Below are 20,774 nucleotides of genomic sequence, written 5' to 3' on the forward strand. Positions count from 1 at the left end.
TCCTATGCGGCGCGACCGACGGTCGAGCGCAAGCGCGGATCGACCACCGTGTAGAGAATGTCGACCACCAGATTGATGGTGACAAAGATTAGTGAAACCATCAGCAGGTAGGCGGCCATGATCGGAATGTCGACGTTTTGCACGGCCTGGACGAACAGAAGCCCCATGCCCGGCCATTGGAACACCGTTTCGGTGATGATCGAAAATGCAATAACCGAGCCAAACTGAAGCCCGGCTACGGTAATCACCGGAATCAGCGTGTTCTTCAGCGCGTGGCCGAAATGGATGGCGCGCGTGGTCAGCCCCCTGGCGCGGGCGAAGCGGATATAGTCGGTCCGCAACACTTCCAGCATCTCCGCGCGCACCAGCCGCATGATCAGGGTCATCTGGAACAGGCCGAGCGTGATCGAAGGCATGATCAGTGCCTTCAGTCCCGACACCGTGAGCAGGCCGGTCGTCCACCAGCCGAGCTTGACCACCTCGCCGCGGCCGAACGAGGGCAACCAGCCCAATGTCACGGCGAACAGGTAGATCAGGAGAATGCCGATCAGGAAGGTCGGCAGCGAGATGCCGATCAGCGAGATCGCCTGGAATAATTTGGCCAGCACGGTATCGCGCTTGAGCGCCGAATAGACGCCCATGAGGATGCCGAAGACCATGGCAAACACGGTCGCACAGATCGCAAGTTCCAGCGTCGCGGGCATGCGCTCCATCAACAGCGTCGCGACCGGCTGGCGGAACTGGTAGGAGACGCCGAACTTGAACTGCGCCGCATCGGCGAAATAGCGCACGAACTGCACCGGCACGGGGTCGTCGAGGCCGAGCGACTTGCGCACGATCGCGCGTTCGGCGGCCGAGGTGTCGATCGAGACGATCTGGTTGACGGGGTCGCCGGCGAAGCGGAACATCGAGAACGCGATGATGCCGACGGCGAACATGACGCCGATGGCCTGAACGGCGCGGCGAAGCGTGAAAGCGAGCATGCCTTCCACTGTCCTTGGGTGAGCGTACGGCCGACGTCCTTGGCGGCCGGAAAAGAAAAGGTCCCGGAAGGCGGATGCCGCCGGGACCTCGTGTTCAACCGATCCTATTCCTTCTTGGTTGCCCAGTGGAACATGACGAGATTGTCGGCGCGCTGCGGCAGGTTCACCTTCTTCGAAACGCCCCAGGCCAGCGCCTGCTGGTGCAGCGGGATGTAGGACCAGTCCTTCATGCCGATTTCGTAGGCCTGCTTGATCAACTGGTTGCGCTTGGTGGTGTCGGCTTCGACCAGCACCTTGTCGGTGATGGCGTCGAACTCCTTGTTGCAATAACCGCCGAGATTGGCCTCGCCGCGCGAGGATTTCGCATCGTCGCGGCAGCCCATGATGTCGTAGAGCACGTTGTGGGAGTCCATCGTGCTCGGGGTCCAGCCCAGCAGATAGAACGAGGTCTGGTAGCCGCCCTGCTTCAGCACCTTGGCGAAGTACTGCGCCTTCGGTTGCGCCAGAAGATTGATCTTGACGCCGATACGGGCGAGCATGCCGACCACGGCCTGGCAGATCGCGGCGTCGTTGACGTAGCGATCGTTCGGGCAGTCCATGGTGACCTCGAAGCCGTCGGGGTAACCGGCTTCGGTCAGGAGCTTCTTGGCGCCGTCGGGATCGAATTTCGGCCGCGTGAACTCCTTGGACAGCACGAACAGTTCCGGTGCGATCATCAGCGCCGACGGCGTCGACAGCCCGCGCATCACGCGCGTCTTGATCAGCTCGATATCGATCGCCTTGTAGAAGGCCTCGCGGACGCGGACGTCCTTGAACGGGTTCTTGCCCTTGATGTTGGAGTAGAGCAGCTCGTCACGCATCTGGTCAAAGCCGAGGAAGATGGTACGCAGCTCCGGTCCCTTCAGCACCTGGGCGTTCGGGCTGGAATCGACGCGGGAGATGTCCTGGATCGGAACCGGCTCGATGACGTCGACTTCGCCCGAGAGCAGGGCGGCGACGCGGGTGGCGTCGGAAGCGATCGGGGTGAAGATGATCTCCTTGAGATTGCCCTCGACCTTGCCCCAGTAATTGGGATTGGCCTTGAACACCGTCTTCACGCCGGGCTGATGGCTTTCAATGATGAAGGGACCGGTGCCGTTCTCGTTCAGTGAGGCATAGCTCGGCGTGGTCGCCGCCACCGGCGTCGGATCGACGACGTTGTTCTCCTCGGCCCATTTCTTGTTCATGATGTACCAGACATCCCACGCGTTATGCAGAATGGGATTTGGCGAGGGCAGGACGAAGTCGACGGTGTAGTCATCGACCTTGACCACCTTGACGTCCGGCGCAAGGCGAGTCTGCATGTTCGACCCCTTCTTGCGGACGCGATCGGCCGAGAACACCACGTCGTCGGCGGTGAAGGGGTTGCCGTTGTGGAATTTCACGCCCTTGCGCAAATGGAAGCGCCAGCGCGTCGGCTCTGGGGTTTCCCAGCTTTCCGCCAGCGCCGGAATGATCTTGAGGTCCTTGTCGCGCGCCGTGAGGCCCTGATAGACGTGGCCGAGATGAGCGTGGGTGGTGCTCTCGTTCAGGGTATAGGGATCGAGCGACTTCAGGTCACCCTGGTTGGCATAACGTAGCGTCTGGCTCGATGCTGGCGAGACCGCCAACGCGAGCGTACCGGCGAGTGTCGCCGCAAACAGACTTTGACCGACTGACATTCTTGACCCTCTCCACACTGCCGCGCCGGTGATTTTTGATTGTTCGGCGAGGCTGACTGATCCATGTTGCCCAGAGTTCTCGACCCGTGCAAGCGTCATTCCAGCAAGGAACGCGCCAAGTTGCGCCGCTGTGCAGCAATGCTGCCCGGCAATCCCCGGCAGGCCGGCGAGCTTCTGCGCGGGGCGCGGGCCGACAATTTGATTGACCATACCCGTCGATTGGGGAAGCTGGTCCTAGCGGCTTCCCCTCAGGTCGCTTGCCTTGCAGACCTTCTCGCGGTGATACTCCGACAGGCCGCTCGAATCTCATCCGGAGGGGACATGAAGGTTAACATCGAAATCGACTGTACCCCCCTCGAAGCCCGTCAGTTCTTCGGTCTGCCTGACGTGGCGCCGATGCAGACCGCCGTGATGGACAAGCTGCAGCAGCAGGTGCTCAGCAATATTGAGAAGATCTCGCCGGAATCGCTGATCCAGAGCTGGTTCACCTTCGATCCCAAGATCGCCGAGCGGTTTCAGGACATGTTCGTCGCGATGGCCGGCCTCGGCGGCACCCGCAGCGGCGACAAGAAAAAATAGTGTCGCCCGAGCCGGACGGGGCGCTGCAAGAAGGCCGGCTTCGTCCGCCGGGTCTCGGCCTGCTGCTCGCCGAGGCCCGTGGGCTATTCGAGTTGAATGCGAGCCTCTTGCTGTCGCCGCTCCTGATGCGGGCGCCGCGGGGCGATGGCCATCCGGTGCTGGCGCTGCCGGGCTTTCTCGCCAGCGACCTCTCCATGGTGCCGATACGGCGCTATCTCAGCGAGCTCGGTTATGCGGCGCATGCCTGGCGGATGGGCCGCAATCTCGGCGGGCTCGGGCGAATGCGGGATTCGCTGCGCATGCGCTTGGCCGAAATCCATGCCGCCACGGGACGCAAGGTCAGCCTGGTCGGTTGGAGTCTCGGCGGCGTCTATGCCCGCGATCTCGCGCTTTGGGCGCCGGACAAGGTCCGCTACGTCGTCACACTCGGCAGCCCTTTCGCCAACGATGTGCGGGCGACCCACGCGACGCGGCTCTATGAGACGTTATCCGGCGAGAAGGTGGAGGACTATGCGGAAGCGCGCGAGGCGATTGCCGGCGATCTGCCGGTGCCGGCAACGTCGATCTATTCGCGCGCCGACGGCGTCGTGAACTGGCGGACCTGTCTGCTGCGCCCCTCCGACCGTGCCGAGAACATCGAGGTGCACCTGGCGAGCCATATTGGGCTTGGCGTGAACCCGGCGGTGCTGTGGGCCGTGGCGGATCGCCTGGCGCAACCGGAGGGAGACTTCCGGCCATTTGACCGGGCGGGGCCGTTTGCCATTGCATATGCCCCGCCGGACCGGGCAGTATCGGCCTGACGAGAAGCGCCGCCAAGGCGCCCGTCGAATACTCGGGAGGGAACCATGGCTGACGGTAAGAAGCTGTCGTCGCTTGACGCGTCGTTTCTCTATCTGGAAACACCGGAGATGCCGATGCATGTCGGCAGCATGGCGATCTTCTGCCTGCCTGACGACTACAAGGGCGATTTCTTCGAAGAGTTCAAGGCGATGATCGTCTCGCGCCTGCACATCGCGCCGATTCTCAAGGCGCGGCTGGAGAAGGCGCCGCTCGACATCGATCATCCCTCCTGGGTCGAGGACGACCAGTTCGACATCGACCGCCACATCTTCCGGGCAAGCCTGCCGCAGCCGCGCGACCGCGCTACGCTCGAGCGCATCGTCGGCTGGATGCATGCCAAGCTGCTCAACCGCGCCCGTCCGCTCTGGGAGTTCTACGTGTTCGAGGGCATGAAGGACAACGAGGTCGGGCTCTATTCCAAGATGCACCATGCCGCGATCGATGGCGGCGCCGGTGCGGCGCTGACCAACATGATCTACGACATCTCGCCGATCCCGCGGAAGGTCGATCCGCCGACCGCGGGCAGCAAGCCCGGGCAGGAGCCGCGCGACATCGCCGCCAACCTGCTCGACTCCTATCAGCAGCTGTTCAGCCAGCCGCTGGAGGCTTCGCAAGCGGCGAAGAACCTGCAGCTGCCCCGCACCGGCAAGAGCGATATCGGCTCGATCCTGTTCGACAACGCTATGTACCAGATCGAGAGCGCGGTGCGCTTCGCCGGCAACATCCCGACCGTGCTCAAGAGCGTCTCCGACGTGCTCGGCAAGATCGCCGATCCGAAGTCGCGCGAGAGCCTTGCCAGCATGGTGTCGCCGCCGACCATGCTCAACAAGACGATCTCCTCGGAGCGGAGCTTTGCCGGCGTATCGATCCCGCTGTCGCGGGCGAAGGCGCTGGCCAAGCAGGCCGGCGGCAAGCTCAACGACGTGGTGCTGGCGCTCGCCTCCGGCGTCGTCCGCCGCTATCTCCTGCGATACGGCACGCTGCCGGCGAAATCCCTGACCGCAGCGGTGCCGATCTCGCTGCGGGAGGAGGGCAACACCGAGGCCAACAACCAGGTGTTCGGCATGATCTGCTCGATCGCCACCAACATCGAGGATCCCAAGGCGCGGCTGGAAGCGATCATCGCGCAATCAACCAAGTCCAAGGAGATGTCGCATCCTTTGCGGGCTTTGATGCCGCAGGTCTCCAACATCTCGATGCTGGGCGCGCCGATCATGGTGCAGATTCTGGCGCTGCTCTATAGCCGCTCGAACCTCTCCGACGTGCTGCCGCCCGCGGCCAACATCACCGTGTCCAACGTGCCCGGGCCACGGCAGACGCTCTATGCCGCCGGTGCCGAGCTCTTGCACATCTTCCCGGTGTCTATCTCGACCCACGGGCAGGCACTCAACATCACCGTGCAGAGCTATCGCGACCAGCTCGATTTCGGCTTTATCGTCGGTGCCAACATCATTCCGCATGTGCAGGTGATGTGCGACATGCTGCCTGAGGAATTCGCCGCGCTGGAGGCGGCGTACACGCCGCCGGCCGCTGATATCAAGGGCGCCGCCGAGTAAGGACTTTGCAATGATTGAAATGCCGCCGCTCAAGTTCGCGACGACGAACGGAATCCGCATGGGCTATTACGAGGCAGGCCCGGCCGACGACAAGCCGCCGGTCGTGCTGTGCCACGGCTGGCCAGAGCTCGCCTTTTCCTGGCGTCACCAGATCAAGGCATTGAGCGAGGCCGGCATCCGCGTGATCGCGCCCGACCAGCGTGGCTACGGCGCGACCGATCGGCCCGAGCCGGTCGAAGCCTATGACATGGAGCACCTGACCGGCGATCTCGTCGGTCTGCTCGATCATCTCGGGATCGACAAGGCGATCTTCGTCGGCCACGACTGGGGCGGCTTCGTCGTCTGGCAGATGCCGCTGCGGCATCCCACGCGCGTCGCCGGAGTCGTCGGCGTCAACACCCCGCATTGGGACCGCATGCCGATCGACCCGATCGCGCTGTTTCGCCAGCGTTACGGCGACCAGATGTACATCGTCCAGTTCCAGGATCCCGCGCGCGAGCCGGACAAGATCTTCGGCAGCCGCGTCGAGCAGACCTTCGACGCCTTCATGCGCAAGCCGCTGGCAAAGCCGGCAGCGAAACCGGACGAGCCGCCGATCGCGGGTGTCGGCGCCTCGTCGAAGACCAACCTGGCTTTCCCGCAGATGATTGCGGCGTACGACGCCAAGGTCGATCCGCGCACGCCGATCCTGTCGGCTGATGAGAAGAAGGTGTTCGTCGACACCTTCACGAAGACCGGCTTCACCGGCGGCATCAACTGGTACCGCAACTTCACCCGCAACTGGGAGCGCGCCGAGGGGCTGGACCACCACATCCACGTGCCCTCGTTGATGATCATGGCGGAGAATGATGCCGTGCTGCCGCCCTCGGCGGCCGACGGCATGGAGAAACTGATCGATGATCTCGAGAAGTATCTGGTGAAGGACAGCGGCCATTGGACGCAACAGGAGAAGCCGGAGGAGGTCAGCGCCAAGCTGATCGAGTGGCGGAGAAGGCGGTTTGGCTAGCGGTCGTCATTGGGAACGCGTCATTGCGAGGAGCCCGCGACAAATTGCCAAGCAATTTGCGCTGGCGACGAAGCAATCCAGACTGCCTCCACGGATACATTTCTGGATTGCTTCGCTTCGCTCGCAACGACGACATTGAGGCAGGGGGACTACATTTCGATGTCATCCAAGAACCGTCTGGACCCGATTCCGCAGCCGCCGACCAAGCCAGTGGTCGGCAATATGCTGTCGCTGGACGCGGCCGCTCCCGTGCAGCACCTGACGCGGCTTGCCAAGGAGCTCGGTCCGATCTTCTGGCTTGACATGATGGGCTCGCCGATCGTCGTCGTCTCCGGCCACGATCTCGTCGACGAGCTCTCCGACGAGAAGCGGTTCGACAAGACGGTGCGCGGCGCGCTGCGGCGCGTGCGTGCGGTCGGCGGCGACGGCCTCTTCACCGCCGACACCCGTGAGCCGAACTGGAGCAAGGCGCACAACATCCTGCTGCAGCCTTTCGGCAACCGCGCCATGCAGTCCTATCACCCGAGCATGGTCGACATCGCCGAGCAGCTCGTCCAGAAATGGGAGCGGCTCAACGCCGACGACGAGATCGACGTCGTCCACGACATGACCGCGCTGACGCTGGATACGATCGGCCTGTGCGGCTTCGAGTACCGCTTCAACTCGTTCTACCGGCGCGACTACCATCCTTTCGTCGAGTCACTGGTACGATCGCTCGAAACCATCATGATGACGCGCGGCCTGCCGTTCGAGCAGCTCTGGATGCAGAAGCGGCGGAAGACGCTGGCCCAAGACGTCGCTTTCATGAACAAGATGGTCGACGAGATCATCGCCGAACGCCGCAAGAGCGCGGAAGGCATCGACGACAAGAAGGACATGCTGGCCGCGATGATGACCGGCGTCGACCGTTCCACCGGCGAGCAGCTCGACGACGTCAATATCCGCTACCAGATCAACACCTTCCTGATCGCAGGGCACGAGACCACCAGCGGCCTGTTGTCCTACACGCTCTATGCGCTGCTCAAGCACCCGGAGATTCTCAAGAAGGCCTATGACGAGGTCGACCGCGTCTTCGGCCCCGACGTCAACGCCAAGCCGACCTATCAGCAGGTGACGCAGCTCACCTACATCACGCAGATCCTGAAGGAGTCGCTGCGGCTGTGGCCGCCGGCGCCGGCCTACGGCATCTCGCCGCTGAACGACGAGACCATCGGCGGCGGGCAGTACAAGCTCAGGAAGGGAACGTTCGTCACCATCCTAGTGACGGCGCTGCATCGTGATCCCAGCGTGTGGGGTCCCAACCCCGACGCCTTCGACCCCGAGAATTTCAGCCGCGAGGCGGAGGCAAGACGGCCGATCAATGCCTGGAAGCCGTTCGGCAACGGCCAGCGCGCCTGCATCGGCCGCGGCTTCGCCATGCATGAAGCAGCGCTCGCACTCGGCATGATCCTGCAGCGCTTCAAGCTGATCGACCACCAGCGCTACCAGATGCATCTGAAGGAGACGCTGACGATCAAGCCGGAAGGCTTCAAGATCAAGGTGCGGCCGCGTGCCGACCGCGAGCGCGGCGCCTATGGCGGGCCAGTTGCGGCTGCGTCCTCGGCACCAAAGGCGCAGCGTCAGCCCACCACGCGGCCCGGCCACAACACGCCGATGCTGGTGCTCTACGGCTCCAATCTCGGGACCGCCGAGGAGCTCGCAACGCGCATGGCCGATCTTGCCGAGATCAACGGTTTTGCCGTGCATCTCGGCCCGCTCGACGACTATGTCGGCAAGCTGCCGCAGGAGGGCGGCGTGCTGATCATCTGCGCCTCCTATAACGGCGCGCCGCCCGACAATGCGACGCAGTTCGTCAAATGGCTCGGTGAGGATCTGCCGAAGGATGCCTTTGCCGGTGTGCGCTACGCCGTGTTCGGCTGCGGCAACAGCGACTGGGCCGCGACCTATCAATCGGTGCCGCGCTTCATCGACGAGCAATTGTCGAAGCATGGTGCGCGCGCGGTCTATCCGCGCGGCGAGGGCGATGCCCGCAGCGATCTCGACGGCCAGTTCCAGAAATGGTTCCCCGCCGCCGCGCAAGTCGCGACCAAGGAGTTCGGCATCGACTGGAATTTCACCCGCACCGCCGAGGACGATCCGCTCTATGCAATCGAGCCGGTCGCGGTGACCGCCGTCAACACCATCGTCGCCCAGGGCGGCGCAGTGGCGATGAAGGTGCTGGTCAATGACGAGCTCCAGAACAAGTCCGGCGCGAATGCTTCCGAGCGCTCGACGCGCCACATCGAGGTGCAGCTGCCGGCCAACCTCAGCTACCGCGTCGGCGATCACCTCAGCGTCGTTCCGCGCAACGATCCTACGCTGGTTGATTCAGTTGCCCGCCGCTTCGGCTTTTTGCCGGCCGATCAGATCAGGCTTCAGGTGGCCGAAGGCCGGCGCGCGCAATTGCCGGTCGGCGCGGCCGTATCGGTTGGTCGCCTGCTCAGCGAGTTCGTCGAGCTCCAGCAGGTCGCGACCCGCAAGCAGATCCAGATCATGGCCGAGCACACCCGCTGCCCCGTCACCAAGCCGAAGCTATTGGCCTTCGTCGGCGAGGAGGCGGAACCGCTCGAGCGCTATCGCGGTGAGATCCTCGCCAAGCGCAAATCGGTGTTCGACCTGCTGCTCGAATATCCGGCTTGCGAACTACCGTTCCACGTCTATCTCGAAATGCTGTCGCTGCTGGCGCCGCGCTATTACTCGATCTCCTCCTCGCCGTCGGTCGACCCCGCGCGTTGCAGCGTCACGGTCGGCGTGGTCGAAGGTCCGGCTGCCTCCGGCCGCGGCACCTACAAGGGCATCTGCTCGAACTATCTCGCCAACCGGCGGGCGGGCGATACGATCTACGCAACCGTGCGCGAGACCAAGGCGGGCTTTCGCCTGCCGGATGATCCATCCGTGCCTGTTATCATGATCGGCCCGGGCACCGGACTTGCGCCGTTCCGCGGCTTCCTCCAGGAGCGCGCGGCGCGCAAGGCGAAGGGAGCCACCCTCGGTCCATCCATGCTGTTCTTCGGCTGCCGCCATCCCGACCAGGATTTTCTCTACGCGGAGGAGCTGAAGGCGATGGCGGCGAGCGGCATCACCGAGCTGTTCACGGGGTTCTCGCGCGCGGACGGGCCGAAGACCTATGTGCAGCATGTGCTCGCGGCGCAGAAGGACAAAGTCTGGCCGCTGATCGAGCAGGGCGCGATCGTCTATGTGTGCGGCGACGGCGGCAAGATGGAGCCGGACGTGAAGGCGGCGCTGGTTGCGATCCACCGCGAGAAGATCGGCAGTGATGCCGCGGCAAGCGCGCGCTGGATCGAGGAGATGGGCGCGAACAACCGCTATGTGCTGGACGTCTGGGCGGGAGCGTAGCCGCAGATCGTAGGGTGGGTTAGCCCCGCGGATTGCGCGAAGCGCAAACTGCTAGGCGTAACCCACCAATTCTGTCCGAGCGGTGGGTTTCGCCTTCGGCTAACCCACCCTACGATCCTGTTCGTGCTAAAGCATTCCCATGATTCCCTGGGAAAAGATCGACACCGCCAAGATCCCCGGTTCCGACGAGGAGCTCCGCCTGATGCGGCGGGGCAAGGAGTTCTCCATCAAGCTCGGCACCAACGAGCTGATGAACAGCCGCCTGTCGGGGTCGGAAGCGGCGCTGGCAACCCTTGCCGCGAAGCAGATCGAGAAAGTCGCAAAGCCCGTCGTTCTCATCGGCGGTCTCGGCATGGGTTTTACGCTACGCGCGGCGCTGGCCGTGCTCGGAGCCCAGGCGAAGATCGTGGTCTCCGAGTTGGTGCCGTCGGTCGTCGCCTGGGCGCGAGGCCCGATGGCCGAGGTCTTCGGCGATAGCCTCGATGATGCCAGGGTGAGCATTCGCGAGATCGATGTCGGTGAAATCATCCGGGCGAAGCGTTCGGCCTTCGACGCCATCCTGCTCGACGTCGACAACGGGCCCGAAGGGCTGACCCGGAAGGGCAATGACGCGCTCTACGATGCGAGCGGGCTGCAGGTTGCGAAGACGGCGCTGCGGGCGGGAGGCGTGCTGGCCGTCTGGTCGTCGGGACCCAATCCGCCGTTCACAGGGCGCCTCAAGCGCGCCGGCTTCGACGTCAACGAAGTCAACGTTCGCGCCACCGGCAGAGGCGGCGGCGCGCGCCACGTGATCTGGATCGCGCGGAAAGGCTAGGCCGCCTGCGCCGCCGCGCCATGCGCATGCTTGTCGATCGCGTCGATGATCTCCGGCCAGAAGCGCATGGGCAGCGCGTGGCCCATGCCCTCGATCATCAGCAGCTTTGCGTTCGGGATCGACGCGGCCGTGTCCTTGCCGCCTTCGGGGCGGACCAACGGATCGACGGTGCCGTGAATCACGAGCGTCGGAACCTTCACGGTGTGCAGCCGCTCCTTGCGGCTGCCCGAGGCAAGCACGGCGCGGAGCTGACGGCCGACGCCGGCCGGATTGAGCCCGCGCGCGAACACCCGCTCGGCGCGGCCGGGGTCGAGCGCTTCCTCTTCCGGGAAATGCCCGGCGCGCAGCACCTTCCAGGTCTGGCCATAGCGGACGATGAATTCCTCCTTGCTGCGCGGCGGCGGCGCCATCAGCACCGCGGCGGCCTCGCGGGTCGGCGGCGGTACGCGCGGATTGCCCGTCGTCGACATGATCGAGGTCAGCGAGCGCACGCTGTGCGGAAACGACAGCGTCACCTCCTGCGCGATCATGCCGCCCATGGACGCCCCGACGAGATGCGCCGACTTGATGCCGAGCGCATCCATCAGCCCGACCGTGTCCTTGGCCATGTCGATCAGCTTGTAGGTGGCGGCTACCGGGATCCGCAAGAAGCGCAGCTTCAGCAGCTCGAACGGCGTCAGCCGCTTGCCGCCGGTGAGATGGCTCGACTTGCCGATGTCTCGGTTGTCAAAGCGGATCACGCGGAAGCCGCGTGCGGCGAGCTGCTCGCAGAATGCATCGTCCCAATGGATCATCTGCGCCCCGAGGCCCATGATCAGCAGCAGCGGCTCGGCATTGTCGTTGCCGAAGATCTCGTAGCAGATGTCGATGCCGTTGGCGCGGACGGTCTGGGGCGGTTGATGGGCGGTCACGGGTTCCTCCTGCTGACCGATGCTGTATCGCACGGTTTCATTTCACGAAGAAGCCGCGTCTCCGACGTTGCGTCGGTTGCTTGCCGGTTGACCGGCACCGCGCAACGGTGTGGTATGGCGGGACAAGAAGGGTGCAAAGCCCTCCGCATTGGGAGGACGCTGATGACCGACAAGATCACTGATCCGGTCGCCTTGTGGCAGAAGATGGTTGGCGAAATGGAGAAGGGTTTCAACTCCTTCGCGACCAAGGCGATGGAGACGCCCGAATTCTCGCAGGCCATGAACCGCGCCGGCGGCGTTGCTGCAGGTGCTCAGAAGCAATTCGGCGATCTCATGGAGAGGTACCTGATCTCGATGAACCTGCCGAGCCGCGAGCAGATGACCGGCATCGCGGAACGGCTCCAGTCGATCGAAGGCCAGCTCGGCGAGATCAAGTCGATGCTGAGCCAGATGTCGGCCACGTCGGGCGCGCCGCAACCCGGCGCCGCGCCGCGGCCACCGCGAACCAAGCGTCCGCCGTCCGAAGGCGGAGACCAAAAATGAACGCGCCGGCGGGACTTGATCTTGCCTCGATCCCGGAGCGCATCCAGTCCGAGGTGCAGCGCGCGATTCAGCGCAGCATCAAGGGCGTCGAATATTTCTCGACCTCGGGCCCCTCGCTCGGCTCGACGCCAAAGGACGTGCTGCACTCGCGCGGCACCATGAGCCTCTATCACTACCGGCCGATGTCGGACGAGATCTACCGCGTGCCGGTGCTGATCGTAATGGCAACCACCAATCGCGGCTACATCCTCGACCTCGTGCCCGGCCAGAGCTTCATCCAGTTCCTGCTGAAACGCGGCTACGACGTCTACATGCTGGACTGGAGCGCGCCGAGGCCGGAGGAGAAGAGCCTGCGCATGGAGGACTATGTCCTCGACTTCATTCCGGACTGCGTCCGCCGCGTGCAAGCCGATTCCGGCGAGCAGGACGTCTCGGTCATCGGCTATTGCTTTGGCGGCGTGCTGTCGCTGCTCTACGGCTCGATCCACAAGGACGGGCCGATGAAGAACCTGATCTGCTTCACCACGCCGATCGACTTCCGGGAGATGAAGCTGTTCTCGAACTTCTCCGATCGCCGCTATTTCGACGTCGACCACCTCGTCGACAGCGTCGGCAACGTGCCGCCGGAGATGATCCTGTCCTCGTTCGAGATGCTGCGGCCGGCCTCGCGTACGGTGAGCCAGATCCAGCTCTGGGAGAACATCTGGAACGACGAGTTCGTGAAGTCGTACCGCATGTTCGATCGCTGGGCGACCGACACGCTGCCGCTCGCCGGCGAATATTTCCGCACCATCACCAAGGACCTGATGTGGGACAACAAGCTGTTCGACGGCACCATGTCGGTCGGCGGCCGTGCGGCCAAGCTCGAGAACATCACGGTGCCGATCCTGCATGCCGTCGCCGAGCACGATCATATCGTGCCCTATGAGGCGGCCAAGCACCTGATCGCCAAGGTCGGCTCGACCGACAAGGAAGAGGTGATCCTGAAGGGCGGTCACGTTTCGCTCGTTGCCGGCGCCAACGCGGTGAAGCGGCTGTGGCCGAAACTGGATTCCTGGCTGGGAAAGAGATCGATATGAGCGAGCAGCGTTCCTATCCGCGCCATGTCAAGACCGACGCCGGCACTATCGAGATCCGCCTGATGTCGCCCGCGGACGAGGCCGCGGTGCTGGCTTTTGGCAAGGGCCTGCCGACCCATGACCTGTTGTTCCTGCCACGCAACATCAGCGAGCCGAAGGTGCTGTCGGCCTGGGTCAAGGAAATCGAGCGCGGAGCTATTCAGAGCCTGCTCGCGGTGAGAGAGGGCAGGGTCGTTGGTTGCGGCACGCTGGTGCGCGATCCCCATTCCTGGTCGCCTCATGTCGGTGAGATCCGGATGGTGGTTTCGCCTGAGGTCCGCGGCAAGGGCGTGGGCAAGGCGCTGTCGCAGGAGACTTTTGCGCTGGCGCTCGGAGCGGGCCTGGAAAAGCTCTCGGTCCAGATGACGGTGGATCAGCAGGCGGCGATCGCCCTGTTCGAGAGCCTCGGCTTCAAGGCCGAGGCCCTGCTGCGGGACCATGTCCGGGACGTCGACGGCAAGACCCACGACATCGTCGTGCTCGGCCACAACATCGCGCAGGTCCAGGCTCAGATGGAGGCCTACGGCCTGCCTGGCGCCGTGCAGCACTAAACAGGGGGCGTCCGACATTGGGTCCGGATCGAACCCATTCCCGTGCCCCCATGGCTACGGAAGCATCAAGGATGCCTCTCGCGAGGGCTGTTCACTATTTCGTGATATCGCACTGCAATATCAATATTGCGATGCACAATTAACCGTGCCATATAGGTCGTGCCCCGGGCCAATGCGGACGGGGTGAGCCCATAGCTCAAACCATTGAGGATGGAGAGAACCCCATGACCACTGAAACCAACACCGCTTTCGAGGGCTTCAAGGACGCTTTCAAGAGCATCCAGAACCTGGAAGTTCCCGAGGCCGCCCGCGAATTCGTCAAGAAGACTGCCAACACTGCCAAGGACCGTGCTGCCGAGGTTTTCGCTGGCTCCGAGCGCGTGACCGCCGCCGTCGAGAACGCGGTGACCGAGTCCATCACCGAGGCCGGCAAGATCAGCCGCAACATCCAGCAGGCGATCTACGAGGACGCTGAGGCGTTCTTCTCGGGCATCGACAAGCTCGCGTCCGCCAAGTCGGTCAGCGAAGCCGTCGAGATCCAGTCGAGCCTGCTCCGCTCCCGCGGCGAAGTGTTCGTCTCGCGCGCCAAGGCGACCGCCGACTATCTCGGCAAGCTCGCCGCCAACGGTGCGAAGTCCGCTCAGGACAATTTCGCCAAGGTCTACAGCAAGACCGCCTGATCTGGCGCCTGAGCACAAACTGAATTTGAGGCCCGCTTCGGCGGGCCTTTGTTTTGCGCCGCCGTCATTGCGAGGAGCTCGCGACAAAATTGCGTGGCAATTTTGCGCTGATGCGACGAACAATCCAGAGTCTTTCCTCTGAAAGATTCTGGATCGCTTCGCTTCGCTCGCAATGACGAGTACTGTGATGCAGTCATGGACTCGTCTGTCACCTTTTCCTTCGACGCCCCCGGCGATGCCGCACGCGCGGCCGAGCTGCGCCGCGTCAAGGCGCTGGCGACTTTGGTGCTGGCCGCGACGCTGGCACTGTTCGTCGTCGCGAAATGGCTGCTGCCCGTGCATCCCGTGTTCGGCTTCATTGCCGCCTTCGCCGAGGCCGCGACCATCGGCGGGCTCGCCGACTGGTATGCCGTGGTGGCGCTGTTCAAGCGGCCGCTCGGCCTGCCGATCCCGCACACCGCGATCATCCAGAGCAACCAGGCCCGCATCGCCGACAAGCTCGGCGAATTCATCCAGGTGCATTTCCTCGAGGCGGGTCCCGTCGAAGCCAAGCTGAAGGAGATCGACTTCGGCTCCTTCGTCGCCGACTGGTTGCGCGACCGCAAGCGCAGCGACGACCTCGCGCGCTTTGCGCTGCGGCTGTTGCCGGAAGCCGTGTCCGCGACCGAGAGCTCCGGCTTGATGACCTTCATCATCCGCCGCATGTCCTCGCAGCTCCAGGCGATCGACCTCGCGCCGCTCGCGGCCGGCACGCTGCGCGGCTTCGTCGCGGAGGGACGGCATCAGATCCTGTTCGACGATCTCCTGCGCGTGATGCACGAGACCTTGAACCAGACGGAGACGATGGCGATGATCCGCGAAAAGGTGCGCGCGGAATTGCCGACCCTGCTCAAGCTCTATCGCGCCGACAAGTTTTTGGTGAACAAGATCGTGGCCTCCGCCACCGCCTTCTTCAACGAAGTGCGCAGCGATCCCAAGCATCCGTTCCGCGGCGAGTTCGACCGCATGGTGCTGAACTTCGTCGACAGGCTCGGCACCGATCAGGCCTATATCGACCGCATCGACGGCCTGAAACGCGATCTCCTGGCGCGGCCGGAGCTCGCCGATCTCGCCCGCACCGTCTGGGCCAACACGCGCTCCTTCATCGAGCGCAGCGCGAGCGGCGAGACGCAGGTGCTGCAACATCATCTCGCCGGGATGTTCGTCTCAGCCGGCGAGGCGCTCGCCAGCGATGCCGAGTTGCGCGGCGAGATCAACAAGGGTCTCGTCACCGTGCTGCGCAGCTTCGTCGCGGACCAGAAGAGCGGCGTCTCGACCTTCATCTCCGATCAGGTCAAAGCATGGAATATGACCCAGCTGATTTCGCTGATCGAGATCAACATCGGCCGCGACCTGCAATACATCCGCTTCAACGGCTCGTTGATCGGCGGGCTCGCCGGGCTCGCGCTCTACACCGTAGAATTCCTGCTCCGATTGTTGTGACTTTTGCGTCACGGCCGTTAGCATTAACGCGCGGACCTATTGTCGCCCCGCGTCTCTCCCGCTTGAATACCAGGAACCGGCCGCCTAGCTGATTCATGTTGCGCTGCGGAACGATCCAGAAGCCGGCGAGTTGGAATCTGTCTACGCATTTGCCGGCCTCGCCGGCCTCCTTTTCAGCGATTCTTCCCAGGGGACCATTGATGACCGCTACTGCCCAAACGCTGCGTCCGCCGTCCCGTACCTTGATGTTTCTGGAAGGACGCGCGATCCACGAGTTCGGCGCATTCCTCGGCGCGCTGCCGCTGCTGAGCCTTGCGCCGCGCGGCGATGGGCATCCGGTGCTGGTGCTGCCGGGCCTCGTGGCCTCCGACACCTCCACTGGCGCGCTGCGCACGTTTCTGAGCAGCAAGGGCTATGCAGTGGCTGGTTGGCGCCAAGGCCGCAACTACGGCCTGCGGCCCGGCGTGCAGGATGCGATGCTCGATCAGATCCGAGAGCTCAACGACACCCACGGCCGCAAGATCAGCTTGGTCGGTTGGAGCCTCGGTGGCATCTATGCGCGCCAGCTTGCCAAGATGGTGCCGGACAGCGTGCGCCAGGTGATCACGCTCGGCAGCCCCTTTGCCGGCGATCCACGCTCGACCAACGCCTGGCGCGTCTATGAATGGGCGAGCGGCCGCAAGGCCGACGAGGTTGATCCGCGTTTCGGCGGCGAGCTTGCCGCTCCGCCGCCGGTGCCGACCACCGCCATCTTCAGCCGTACCGACGGCGTCTGCGCCTGGCAAGGCTGCATGGAGAAGACGGGCGCACAGACCGAGAGCATCGAGGTCGAGAGCAGCCATTGCGGCATGGGCCATCATCCGGCCGCCGTCTATGCCGTAGCCGATCGCCTCGCGCAGAAGGAAGGCCAGTGGCGCCCGTTCGATCGCAGCGGCTGGCGCAGCGTGGTGTATCCCGATCCGCATCGGTAGCGCTCCTCTTCACCTCTCCCTGCAAGCTGGGCGAGGTCGGATTGCATCGGAGATGCGATAGCGGGGAGGAGAAGAGCCGTCGTCCCGCTCCACTGTCGCGCCTGCACCAAACGCGCTAAGGCTGCTGCATGGCGCATCCGCTCTCTCGTATCATCGACCAGCTCAAGCGCGAGCCCTCGCGCACCGGCTCCATCGTCATCACAGTGTTTGGTGATGCCATCGTGCCGCGTGGTGGCTCGGTGTGGCTCGGCACGCTTCTGGAATTCTTCGAAAGCCTCGACATCGTCAGCGGCGTGGTGCGCACCGCAATGTCGCGGCTTGCCGCCGACGGCTGGCTGACGCGCGAGAAGGTCGGTCGCAACAGTTTCTATCGCCTGGCCGACAAGGGCCGCCAGACGTTCGAGGCCGCGACGCGCCACATCTACGATCCGCCGCCGTCCGACTGGACCGGACGTTTCGAGCTGCTGCTGATCGGCAATGGCGAGGATCGCGACGCATCGCGCGAAGCGCTGCGCAATGCCGGCTTCGGCAGCCCGCTGCCGGGCGTATGGGTCGCGCCATCGGGCGTTCCGGTGCCGGATGAGGCCGCGGGCGCGATCCGCCTCGAAGTCTCGGCGGAAGACGACAGCGGCCGCCGTCTGCTCAGCGCGAGCTGGCCGCTCGATCGGACCGCCGATGCCTATCTGAAATTCATGAAGACGTTCGAGCCGCTGCGCGCCGCGATCGCGCGCGGCACGGATCTGTCCGAGGCCGACGCCTTCACCGCGCGGATCCTCTTGATCCACCATTACCGCCGCGTCGTGCTGCGCGATCCATTGCTGCCCGAGAGCCTGCTGCCGCCGGATTGGCCGGGCAGGGCGGCCCGCGAACTCTGCGGCGAGATCTATCGCGCGCTGCTTGCTCCGTCCGAACAATGGCTCGACAGCCATGGAACCAATGAAAAAGGGCCGTTGCCGGCCGCGCGAAAGCTGCTGGAACGAAGGTTCGGCGCCTGATCATTATGTTACAGAAATATCTTGCATGATGTAAATCTTGTTATATATTCTCTCCCAATAAACGGGAGGATGCGCATGTACACCCAGGCGCTGAACACGGCCGAGACCGCTGATCGCGATCTCGAGGACGCAGGCAAGGCTGCGCAATTCCAGGCCCGCGTCGATGCCGAGGAGCGCATCGAGCCGAACGACTGGATGCCGGCGGCCTATCGCAAGACGCTCACCCGCCAGATCTCCCAGCACGCCCATTCGGAAATCGTCGGCATGCTGCCCGAAGGCAACTGGATCACGCGCGCGCCGACCTTGCGCCGCAAGGCCGCGCTGCTCGCCAAGGTGCAGGATGAATGCGGCCACGGGCTCTATCTCTATGCCGCCGCCGAGACGCTCGGCTCCTCGCGCGAGGAGCTGGTCGACGCCATGCTAGCCGGCAAGGCCAAATATTCATCGATCTTCAACTATCCGACGCTGACCTGGGCGGACATCGGCACGATCGGCTGGCTGGTCGACGGCGCCGCGATCATGAACCAGATCCCGCTGTGCCGCTGCTCCTACGGGCCTTATGCGCGCGCGATGATCCGCGTCTGCAAGGAGGAGTCCTTCCACCAGCGCCAGGGTTACGAGATCATGGTGACGCTGTGCCGCGGCTCGGAGGAGCAGAAGGCGATGGCGCAGGACGCGCTGAACCGCTGGTGGTGGCCGGTGCTGATGATGTTCGGTCCGCCCGACGCGACGAGCCAGCACAGCGACACCTCGACGAAGTGGAAGATCAAGCGCTTCTCCAATGACGAGCTGCGCCAGAAGTTCGTCGATGCCACCGTGCCGCAGGCGCAATATCTCGGCCTCACCATTCCCGATCCCGGCATGACGCAGGACGCTGACGGCCACTGGCGCTACAGCGAGATCGACTGGACCGAATTCAAGCAGGTGCTGGCCGGCAACGGCCCGTGCAATCGCGACCGCATGGCCGCGCGCCGCAAGGCACACGAGGAGGGCGCCTGGGTGCGCGAGGCGGCAGCTAGCTATGCCGCCAAGCGCGCCCAGCGTCAGACCGCCCAGGCTGCCGAATAGGAGAGCGATATGGCCACGCCGAACACGCCGCTGTGGGAAGTCTTCATTCGCAGCCGCAACGGGCTCGCGCACAAGCATGTCGGTTCGCTGCATGCAAGCGATGCGACCATGGCGCTGCAGGCCGCCCGCGACATCTACACCCGGCGCGGCGAGGGCCTGTCGATCTGGGTCGTGCCCTCCAGCGCGATCACCGCGAGCGATCCCGCCGAGAAGGGCATGATGTTCGAGCCGGCGGAATCCAAGATCTACCGGCATCCGACATTCTACGAGGTGCCGGAAGAAGTGGGGCACATGTGATGGGGATGATGTGATGTCTTGCGCCAACATCCAGGTCTCCGAAACGCCGCTGGTGCTTTACGCATTGCGCCGCGCCGACGATGCGCTGATTCTTGGTCACAGGCTGTCGGAATGGTGCGGGCATGCGCCGATGCTGGAAGAGGACATGGCACTCTCCAACATCGCGCTCGACCTGATCGGCCAGGCGCGGGAGCTCTACACCTTTGCCGCCAAGGTCGAAGGCAGGGACAACGACGAGGACAAGTTCGCTTACTTGCGCGACGTGCGGCAGTACCGCAATCTTCTCCTAGTCGAGCAACCCAACGGCGATTTTGCCCAGACCCTGGTGCGGCAATTCTTCTATTCCGCCTTCGCCGATCTCTACTGGCGCGCGATGATGAATTCGCGCGATGCGACGCTGGCGGCGATTGCTGCGAAATCGGAGAAGGAGAGCGCCTACCATCTGCGCCATGCCTCGGAATGGATTATCCGGCTCGGCGACGGCACTGAGGAGAGCCACGCGCGCACGCAAGGAGCGATCGATCATCTCTGGGCCTTTACCGGCGAGATGTTTGCCGTCGACGACGGCGAACGCGCGCTGATCCATGCCGGCATTGCCGTCGATCCCGCAAGCTTGCGCGGGCGCTGGCTGGCGACGCTCTCGGACGTCACGCGTGAAGCAACGCTCGCGCTGCCGCAGAACGAGTGGATGCAGCAGGGCGGCCGCTCCGGTCGTCACAGCGAGCATCTCGGCCACCTCCTGTCGGAGCTGCAATCGATGCAGCGGACTTTTCCGGGGCTGACATGGTGATGGTGACCGATGACGCCGCGCTGCGCCAGCGCGCCTGGGACGCCGCCGCCAGCGTGGTCGATCCGGAAATCCCGGTGCTGACCATCGGCGATCTCGGCGTGCTCCGCGACGTCGTTCTCGACGGCGATCATGTCGAGGTCGCGATCACACCGACCTATTCGGGTTGCCCGGCCATGAACATGATCGCGCTCGAAATCGAGGTTGCGCTGGAGCGCGCCGGTTTTCAACATGCAAAGGTACGGACCGTGCTGTCGCCGGCCTGGACCACGGACTGGTTGACCGAGGACGGACGCAAGAAGCTGCGCGCCTACGGCATCGCGCCGCCGCAAGCTTCAAACTCGCGCCGCGCGCTGTTCGGCGATCAGACGGTGGCGTGCCCGCAATGCGGCTCGGACAAGACCGAGCTGCTGTCCGAATTCGGCTCGACCTCCTGCAAGGCGCTCTGGCGCTGCAAGGCCTGCCGCGAACCCTTCGACTATTTCAAGTGCCATTGA

20 protein-coding genes are annotated in these 20,774 nt (G+C 64.0%); 17 read left to right on the plus strand and 3 right to left on the minus strand.

What is annotated here, in order from left to right:
- Nucleotides 1–2: 2 nt before the first annotated feature.
- Nucleotides 3–983 (minus strand): ABC transporter permease, encoded by a 981-nt coding sequence (locus tag N2605_RS10030; protein ID WP_036004888.1) that lies wholly within the window; start codon nucleotides 981–983, stop codon nucleotides 3–5.
- Between the two features lie 104 nt (nucleotides 984–1,087).
- Nucleotides 1,088–2,683 carry an ABC transporter substrate-binding protein gene (locus tag N2605_RS10035; RefSeq protein ID WP_036025774.1) on the minus strand — a complete coding sequence of 532 codons (1,596 nt, stop codon included), beginning with the start codon at nucleotides 2,681–2,683 and terminating at the stop codon, nucleotides 1,088–1,090.
- Between the two features lie 321 nt (nucleotides 2,684–3,004).
- Between N2605_RS10035 and N2605_RS10040 the strand changes: the two genes are divergently transcribed.
- The 6 genes from N2605_RS10040 to N2605_RS10065 all read left to right on the plus strand — a co-directional run bounded on the left by N2605_RS10040 (nucleotide 3,005) and on the right by N2605_RS10065 (nucleotide 10,874).
- Nucleotides 3,005–3,262 carry a DUF6489 family protein gene (locus tag N2605_RS10040; RefSeq protein ID WP_036025773.1) on the plus strand — a complete coding sequence of 86 codons (258 nt, stop codon included), beginning with the start codon at nucleotides 3,005–3,007 and terminating at the stop codon, nucleotides 3,260–3,262.
- Nucleotides 3,262–4,062: an esterase/lipase family protein gene (locus N2605_RS10045; protein ID WP_036025771.1), complete on the plus strand. Its 801-nt coding sequence runs from the start codon at nucleotides 3,262–3,264 to the stop codon at nucleotides 4,060–4,062. The genes N2605_RS10040 and N2605_RS10045 overlap by 1 nt, the downstream gene beginning before the upstream one ends.
- Nucleotides 4,063–4,107: 45 nt before the next feature.
- On the plus strand, nucleotides 4,108–5,658 hold the full coding sequence (locus N2605_RS10050; RefSeq protein ID WP_260346483.1) for a WS/DGAT/MGAT family O-acyltransferase: 1,551 nt from the start codon (nucleotides 4,108–4,110) through the stop codon (nucleotides 5,656–5,658).
- A 10-nt stretch (nucleotides 5,659–5,668) separates the two neighbouring features.
- Entirely contained in the window at nucleotides 5,669–6,664 is a 996-nt protein-coding gene (locus tag N2605_RS10055) for an alpha/beta fold hydrolase (protein WP_260346484.1), read from the plus strand.
- Nucleotides 6,665–6,823: 159 nt separating this feature from the next.
- The gene (locus tag N2605_RS10060) at nucleotides 6,824–10,060 is read left to right on the plus strand and encodes a bifunctional cytochrome P450/NADPH--P450 reductase (protein WP_260346485.1); all 3,237 of its coding nucleotides are present in this window, start codon (nucleotides 6,824–6,826) and stop codon (nucleotides 10,058–10,060) included.
- A 139-nt stretch (nucleotides 10,061–10,199) separates the two neighbouring features.
- Nucleotides 10,200–10,874, plus strand: coding sequence for a polyamine aminopropyltransferase (locus tag N2605_RS10065; RefSeq protein ID WP_109144507.1), 675 nt, complete (start codon nucleotides 10,200–10,202; stop codon nucleotides 10,872–10,874).
- Here the strand turns inward: N2605_RS10065 and N2605_RS10070 are convergent.
- Nucleotides 10,871–11,785: an alpha/beta fold hydrolase gene (locus tag N2605_RS10070; RefSeq protein WP_260346486.1), complete on the minus strand. Its 915-nt coding sequence runs from the start codon at nucleotides 11,783–11,785 to the stop codon at nucleotides 10,871–10,873. The genes N2605_RS10065 and N2605_RS10070 overlap by 4 nt on opposite strands.
- 162 nt (nucleotides 11,786–11,947) lie before the next feature.
- Here N2605_RS10070 and N2605_RS10075 point away from each other — a divergent pair, with 162 nt between their 5' ends.
- From N2605_RS10075 to paaD, 11 genes are all read left to right on the plus strand, one after another.
- Nucleotides 11,948–12,328: a hypothetical protein gene (locus tag N2605_RS10075; RefSeq protein WP_036004795.1), complete on the plus strand. Its 381-nt coding sequence runs from the start codon at nucleotides 11,948–11,950 to the stop codon at nucleotides 12,326–12,328.
- Nucleotides 12,325–13,407, plus strand: a complete 1,083-nt coding sequence (locus N2605_RS10080) for a PHA/PHB synthase family protein (RefSeq protein WP_260346487.1) — start codon at nucleotides 12,325–12,327, stop codon at nucleotides 13,405–13,407. The genes N2605_RS10075 and N2605_RS10080 overlap by 4 nt, the downstream gene beginning before the upstream one ends.
- A complete protein-coding gene (locus N2605_RS10085; protein ID WP_225127366.1) occupies nucleotides 13,404–13,997 on the plus strand; it encodes a GNAT family N-acetyltransferase in 594 nt (197 codons plus the stop codon). Before N2605_RS10080 ends, N2605_RS10085 begins: the two co-directional genes overlap by 4 nt.
- Before the next feature lie 224 nt (nucleotides 13,998–14,221).
- Nucleotides 14,222–14,677, plus strand: coding sequence for a phasin (locus tag N2605_RS10090; RefSeq protein WP_260346488.1), 456 nt, complete (start codon nucleotides 14,222–14,224; stop codon nucleotides 14,675–14,677).
- A gap of 195 nt (nucleotides 14,678–14,872) precedes the next feature.
- A complete protein-coding gene (locus N2605_RS10095) occupies nucleotides 14,873–16,159 on the plus strand; it encodes a DUF445 domain-containing protein (protein WP_260346489.1) in 1,287 nt (428 codons plus the stop codon).
- Nucleotides 16,160–16,359: 200 nt separating this feature from the next.
- Complete coding sequence (locus N2605_RS10100) at nucleotides 16,360–17,130, plus strand: esterase/lipase family protein (protein WP_260346490.1); 771 nt, start codon at nucleotides 16,360–16,362, stop codon at nucleotides 17,128–17,130.
- Between the two features lie 128 nt (nucleotides 17,131–17,258).
- Entirely contained in the window at nucleotides 17,259–18,125 is an 867-nt protein-coding gene (gene paaX / locus N2605_RS10105) for a phenylacetic acid degradation operon negative regulatory protein PaaX (RefSeq protein WP_036025750.1), read from the plus strand.
- Nucleotides 18,126–18,200: 75 nt separating this feature from the next.
- Nucleotides 18,201–19,193: a 1,2-phenylacetyl-CoA epoxidase subunit PaaA gene (paaA, locus tag N2605_RS10110; RefSeq protein ID WP_193760390.1), complete on the plus strand. Its 993-nt coding sequence runs from the start codon at nucleotides 18,201–18,203 to the stop codon at nucleotides 19,191–19,193.
- Between the two features lie 9 nt (nucleotides 19,194–19,202).
- On the plus strand, nucleotides 19,203–19,490 hold the full coding sequence (gene paaB, locus N2605_RS10115; protein WP_015687593.1) for a 1,2-phenylacetyl-CoA epoxidase subunit PaaB: 288 nt from the start codon (nucleotides 19,203–19,205) through the stop codon (nucleotides 19,488–19,490).
- Between the two features lie 13 nt (nucleotides 19,491–19,503).
- Nucleotides 19,504–20,280 (plus strand): 1,2-phenylacetyl-CoA epoxidase subunit PaaC, encoded by a 777-nt coding sequence (paaC, locus tag N2605_RS10120; protein WP_260346491.1) that lies wholly within the window; start codon nucleotides 19,504–19,506, stop codon nucleotides 20,278–20,280.
- Complete coding sequence (paaD, locus tag N2605_RS10125) at nucleotides 20,274–20,774, plus strand: 1,2-phenylacetyl-CoA epoxidase subunit PaaD (RefSeq protein WP_370143314.1); 501 nt, start codon at nucleotides 20,274–20,276, stop codon at nucleotides 20,772–20,774. The genes paaC and paaD overlap by 7 nt, the downstream gene beginning before the upstream one ends.

It is taken from the genome of Bradyrhizobium yuanmingense, from assembly GCF_025200905.1.
Taxonomy (GTDB): Bacteria; Pseudomonadota; Alphaproteobacteria; order Rhizobiales; family Xanthobacteraceae; genus Bradyrhizobium; species Bradyrhizobium yuanmingense.